Here is a 6,582-nt window from a genome sequence, read left to right as displayed (position 1 = left end):
GCCCGCGGTGTCCCGGGCGATCAGGTCGGCCTTGCCGTCGCCGGTGATGTCCCCCACGCCCACCAGGGCGTTGTACGAGGCACCCCAGTTCGAGGCGAGCTTCACCCGCGGCTTGAGGTGACCCTTGCCGTCACCGTCGTAACGCCACAGCACGTTCGCCTTGTCCTGGACCAGCAGGTCACCGAACCCGTCACCGTTCAGGTCCCCCGCACCCACGATCTTCTTGTAACCCGTCCAGTGCGAGGCCAGCTTCACCCGCGCCGCCAGCTTCCCGTCACTGGTCGCCTTGTACAGCCACACATCCGACGTCGACGCCTGCCGCGCGATCAGGTCCGCACGACCGTCACCACTCAGATCACCCGCCGACGTCAGCACGTTGTAACCGTTCCACCCCGTGCCGAAGCGGGTCGGCGTGGAGACCCCCAGCTTGCTCTTGCCGCACGTCCCGAGGTGGCGTTCGAGGGCGCCGGAGGAACGCCGGACCAGCAGGTCGTTGCAGTTGTCCAGGTTGAGGTCACCGACGGGGACCACCACGGTCTTGGGATCCCACACCGCCCCGCCGAGGGCGGCGGACGGCGTCAGCTTGCCGGTACCCGTCGCGGTACGCACGTTGAGCGCGCCCTTGGAGCCGACGGCGAAGAGCTCTCCGAAGCCGTCCTGGCCGTCGAAGTCCCGCCACACCTCCTCGCCATCGGTGATCCGGTGCTCCGCGGTGACGGTGAGCGGCGCCCCGGCACCGTCCGCGGGCTTGACGACGAGTGTGCCGGCGTAGGTGCCGTTCGGCAGGAGGTCGTGAACGGTGCTGCTGTCCCAGTCGAGGTCCACCAGCCCGCGGGTCTCCTCGCCCGCGGCGCCACCGCCGAATTCACCATTCGCCTTGTTCCTGATGCTGAAGATCCAGGAAGCGGCCGGCTTGGAGAGGATGAAACGCACGCGCGGCGCCGTCGGCCGGTTGTCCACGTCCACGGTGGACAGCGGCTGCACGGGCACTCCCGATGCCAGGACGTGGACCTGCTCGTCGCCGTCCACATAGGCGATCCGATCGGTGAACTTGTCCACGTCCCACCGGACATGACGTGCATCGGCGCCGGTGTCCGGCAGGTCGCCGACCACCCGGCTCTGTGCGCTTCCCGTGTGGACGTCGGTCAGCGCCAGCTTCCCCGCCGCCTTGTCATGGGTGACCACGAAACCGTCGCCCAGCAGCGCCTGGTCCCCGGGCACCGGCACGCTCTTCTTCGCCGTACGGTCGTAGACCCCGGCCTTGCCGCCCGCGCCGCAGGACCAGTAGATCCAGCGGCCCAGTGCCTGCAGCTCCCTGGGGACGCAGCCGGAGCCGATGCTCACCGTGCCGGTAGCCTTCCGGGTGGCCAGGTCCGTGGTGGTGAGGGTGCCCGCGGCGGAGCCGGGCGTCCACAGCACGCCCGCCCACACGGCCGCGACGGTAGCGGGGCGCTCCAACGGGTCCTTGCCGTTGGAGTCCAGCCGGTAGACGTACTGCGCGTTCTTGGCGGCCACGGTGTAGACGACGTATCTGCCGTTGGCGTCGGTGATCTCGCCATCCGGCGGCACTTCGAAGGAGTCGACGTTGCGCTCGTCGCCCCAGGTCGTGAGTATCGCTTTGTTCGAGTAGTACCCCCAGAAGCCGATGTACCGCCCGTCACCGAGGGCGTGGAGCGGGCTGTCGCTTGCAATGTAGTCGGGGGGGCTGATCAAGGACCGGTCGCCGTACGTCACCGCGCCGTCGGTGCTCAGGGTGCGCTGGTGGTAGCCCTGGTAGCGCAGCGACCGGTCCGTGACCACCAGCCGCCCTTGCCCGAGCGCCAGGGCCTGCACCGGCGCGGGCAGGTACGGCAGGTCGTAGAGGGTGGAGACGACGAGGTTGCCGTCCGCACCCTGGGTGACGTGCTTGACGCCCCAGTCGTCGGCGTTCTCACCGGCCACCGCGGCGACCGATCCGTCGGTCCCCGACGCGATGTTGCCGCGGTCGCTCCTGGTGAAGAGCGTGATCGGCGTTCCACCGTGCAGCGGGACGGCCATGATGTCCTGCCGGGACTCGTCCTGCCGGGGCACTCCCAGGTGGTACACCAGCCAGTCCCCGACGATGGCCACGTTGTAGTCGTAGGCGCGCGGAGCCGACTCCGGGATGGGCACCACCTCGGGCTCCGCACCGAACTCGGAACGCGGCACATAGTGCACCGGCCCCCCGACTCCGGTGCTGCCTCCGTAGAACCAGACGAAGTACTGCGGCGTCAGGAAGCCGCTGGGGTAGTCCTCGACCCCGATCGTCACGGGGGCGCTCTGCGAGGAGACCGCTCCGGTGGCGGGGTCGACCATCGACCAGCGGACCTGCCCGTCCGCCCTGGTCTGGAAGACGATCGAGGTCGCGTCCCCTGCCTCGGGCTCGACGCCCCGCTGGGGCAGCCCGGTCACGACCCGGTCCAGCGTGGAACCGCCCTCTCCCGGGCTCAGCAGGTGGTAGACGGTCGAGGAGGTGCCGCCCGGCCCGGCCACCGTCTCGGCGGCCACGACGACCGAGCCGTAGATGTCGCGGAACTCCACGCCGTCGGGGAGCTTCAGCGTGCGGGAGGTACCGGACACCATGTCGATCAACTCGACTTGCCGCAGGGCAAAACTGAGGTACCCGAGGACGTCGGAACCGGTGGTCAACGTGTGGACGGCGGGGTCCGCCAGCGAAGTTCCGGGGACGGGGAGGCTCTTGCCGTCGCTGTACCGGGTCCACAGCACGCGCCTGAGTTCGGAGGGCTGGTGGAAGACCCCCTGTTCGCCCACGCCCCCGGTCGACAGGGCCCCGCCGAGGATGGACGAGTTCTGCCGGAAATAATTCGGTGTGGACGGGATCACCACCTCCTGCGGGGAGGCGTCCGCGAAGGCCGCGCCGGTGAAGGACACCGGCCCGGCTACCAGGGTGAACGCTGCCATCGCGGCGACGGAACCGCGGACGAGGGCACGACGGGCCACTCGTTCCTCCTGACGATGAGGTGAACGGGCGTGGCAGGGCACATCGCGGCCGGAAGCGCGCACATCAAAGGCGCTGCGTAGCTCTCAAGCCCCCCGGCTGTACCCCCACGCAAGTGGGCCAGAGCCTAACAGCCGGTTAACTAAAGGAGAACCCGCCGGTACGACCGCGGGCCGCGGGAGACTCCCGCGGCCCGCGGCCCGCTGCTGTCGGACGGAGGTGCGACGGTCAGAAGATGCCCTTGAAGGTGTTCCAGCCGGTGCCGATCTTGGTGCGGGTCCCGAAGGTGCCCTTGCCGGTGCCGTCGTAGCGGAACAGGTTCCCCGCGGTGTCCCGGGCGACCAGGTCGCCCTTGCCGTCACCGGTGATGTCCCCCACGCCCACCAGCGCGTTGTACGAGGCACCCCAGTTCGAGGCGAGCTTCACCCGCGGCTTGAGGCGGCCCTTGCCGTCCCCGTCGTAACGCCACAGCACGTTCGCCTTGTCCTGGACCAGCAGATCACCGAACCCGTCACCGTTCAGGTCCCCCGCACCCACGATCTTCTTGTAACCCGTCCAGTGCGAGGCCAGCTTCACCCGCGCCGCCAACTTCCCGTCACTGGTCGCCTTGTACAGCCACACGTCCGAAGTCGACGCCTGCCGCGCGATCAGATCCGCACGACCGTCACCACTCAGATCACCCGCCGACGTCAGCACGTTGTAACCGTTCCAGCCCGTGCCGAAGCGCACCCCGGGCCTGATGCCGAGGTACTCGCCTCCGCAGCCGCCGGGGTAGCGGTACAGGGACCCCGAGGGCAGGCGCACCATGAAGTCGTTGCAGTTGTCCCCGGTCATGTCCCCGACCGGGACCAGCACGGCCTTCGGGTCCCACCCGATGCCGCCGATCCACGACGGCGTGAGCTTGCCGGTGCCGGTCGCCGTACGGACGTTGACGTTGCCGTTGCCGTTGATGGCGAAGAGTTCGCCGAGGCCGTCCTGGCCGGCGAAGTCGCGCCACACCTCGTCGCCGTCGGCGATGGAGAACGTGCCGGAGGCGGTGAAGGCCGGTCCGGCCGCGTCGGCGGGCGGGGCCGTGAGCGTCCATGTGTACGCGCCGTTCGGCGCGAGGCGCCCCGCGTCGTCGTGGCCGTCCCAGTCCGCCTGGAGGTACCCGCGGGCCTCTCCACCGGTCGTGGTGCGCACGGTCGCGCCGCCCGCCTTGCGCTTGAGGACGAGCTTCCAGGACGCAGCGGGCTTGGAGAGCACGAACCACTGGTACAGGCCGTAGGTGGGCCCGGGGGAGGTGCCCAGGACGGTGAGGGGCTGTGCGGGCACTCCCGCGGCCACCACGTGCACCCGCTCCGAACCGTCGGCGAAGGCCACGCGGTCCGTGAACTTGTCCACGTCCCACCTCAGGTGACGCTGGTCGGAACCGGTGTCGGGGAGGTCCCCGATCGTACGGCTCGCCGCGGTCCCGGTGTGGACGTCGGTCAGCACGAGCTTCCCCGCCGCCTTGTCGTGCGTGACGACGAAACCGTCACCCAGCAGCGCCTGGTTCGCCGGCACCGGCACGCTCTTCTTCGCGGTACGGTCGTACACCCCGGCCTTGCCGTGGGGGCCGCAGGACCAGTAGACCCAGCGGCCCAGGACCTGCAGTTCCTCGGGCACGCAACCGGAGCCGACCTCGACGGTGGCGGTGGTCTTCCGCGTGTCGAGGTCGAGGGCCGTGACGGTTCCGGCGGTGGAGCCGGGGGTCCACAGCGCACCCGCCCACACGGCGGCGGCCGTCGCGGGGCGCTCGAGCGTGGGGGCGGTGCCGTAGAAGTCCCAGACGTACTGCTTGCCCGTGGCGGCGACGGTGTAGACGCCCTGGGTGCCGTTGGCGTCCGTGATCCTCCCGCCCGGCGGCACCGTCTCCTGGCTCCAGCCCCGGGGGCCGTCGGTGACCGCGATGGTGCTGGACGTGCCCTCCGAGATCACACGGGCGAAACGGCCGTCCCCGAGCGCGTACGACGCCCGGCACCCCTCCTGCCCCTGCGCGCAGCCGGCCACCGTGGCACCGTCGCCCAGCGCGAGGCGGTCGCCGTACGTCAGCGTGCCCTGGGTGCTCAGGGTGCGCCGGTAGTCGTACCTCGGCCCGGCGGCGGTGTCGGTGACGACCAGTTGCCCCTGCCCCAGAGCCAGACCCTGGACCTTGGCCGCCGAGGCCGAAAGGTCCATGGCGGTGACCACGGAGGGCTTCCCGTCCGTGCCCTTCACGACGTGACGGACACCCCAGTCGCTCGCGCCGGTCCCGCCGATCACGGCGGCCGTGCCGTCGGCCGCGACCGAGATCTGCAGGGTGCTCTTGGCGAGGAGGGTGGTCGCGGACCCACCGGACAGGGGCACGGCCTTGATCGCGCCGCTCGACACGGCGCTGGACGCGGCACGGTAGACCAGCCAGTCGCCGATGATCGTCACGTCGGTTCCGCTCGCCCGCCCGTCCGAGGCCGGCAGTGCCACCTCGGCCGGCTGCGCGTCCACGTGGGCGCGCGGTACGACCGTCACCGCACCGTCCGTCGCGTACCAGCCGAGGTGATCGGGCGTCAGGATCAGATGGGTGGCGTTCGTGTCCGTGCGCGGGAGGGTGTACGACGTGACGGTGGCGGTGGCCGTGTCGACCAGGATCCAGCGCGCCTCCCCGTCGATCTTGCCGGTGAAGACGACGGACGTCGCGTCGGCGGCGAACGGCGCGCCGATCGTCGCGCCGGCGGGCATTCCGGTGACGACCCGGTCCCGCGTGCCGCCGCCCTGCCCGGCGTCCAGCATGTGCATCTGGATGACGCTCGTGCCGTCCTCCGCCGTCGCCTTCCCGTACGCGAACACGGTCGACGCGTACGTGCGGAGGTAGGTCAGGCCCTCGGGGATCTCCACCACGCCGGTGGTGCCCGACGCCATGTCGACCAGCTCCACCCGCCGCGACGTCGCGCTGTAGTACGCGACCGCGTCGGTACCGGTGCCGACGGTGGACGTGACGTCCGCGATGGTGGGCGCAGGGACGGGGAAGCCCTTCCCGTCCGCGTAACGGGTCCACTGGGTGGGGTTGAGCTCCACGGTGTGGAACACACCTGTGGCACCGGCGCCGTCGGCGTTCCAGCCCGACGAAGACGCGACGTACCGCAGTTGCGCGGCCTTCGCCACGGAACCGAGGGTGGCCGGGACGACCACTTCCTGCGAGCCGGTGTCGGCCACGGCGGCCGTGCCGGACGAGCCGAGTCCTACCGTGAGTCCCATGCTGACGAGTGCGGCCAGACTGCCGCGGACGAGGGCACGACGGGCCACCCGAACCTCCTGCATCCACAAGGCGAGAGGCGTCGGGGGCGAACGGTCACGGCTCGGCGCGCGCGCACGAACGGCGCTGCGCAACTCTCAAGCCCCCCGGCTGTACCCCCCACGCAAGTGGGCCAGAGCCTAACAGCCGGCCCACAGGAAGAGAAGGTCTGCACCAGCCGTCCGACCTCGGCCTTTCCCCGAAACGGCAGGGGCCCGGCAGGTGGTCGTGCGTCTGGCGGGCGCCTGCCGTTCCCCTGGGGTCAGCCGTTGCGGGTGCCGCGCGGGTTGGACGGGCGGCGGTCGAAGCCGCCGGG

At 70.7% G+C, this 6,582-nt stretch carries 2 protein-coding genes; both read right to left on the bottom strand.

Going from position 1 to position 6,582, the window contains the following annotated elements; all coding sequences use genetic code 11:
* Window positions 1–2,790: FG-GAP repeat domain-containing protein (locus ACFV3E_RS06595; protein ID WP_500533708.1), on the bottom strand; the 2,790-nt coding region annotated here is incomplete at its 3' end.
* A 415-nt stretch (window positions 2,791–3,205) separates the two neighbouring features.
* Window positions 3,206–6,277 (bottom strand): FG-GAP-like repeat-containing protein, encoded by a 3,072-nt coding sequence (locus ACFV3E_RS06590; protein ID WP_500533707.1) that lies wholly within the window; start codon window positions 6,275–6,277, stop codon window positions 3,206–3,208.
* Between the last annotated feature and the right edge of the window lie 305 nt (window positions 6,278–6,582).

It is taken from the genome of Streptomyces sp. NPDC059718 (genome assembly GCF_042733315.1).
In the GTDB taxonomy this organism is placed as follows: Bacteria; Actinomycetota; Actinomycetes; order Streptomycetales; family Streptomycetaceae; genus Actinacidiphila.
This window is presented reverse-complemented; position numbering and strand designations above follow the sequence as displayed.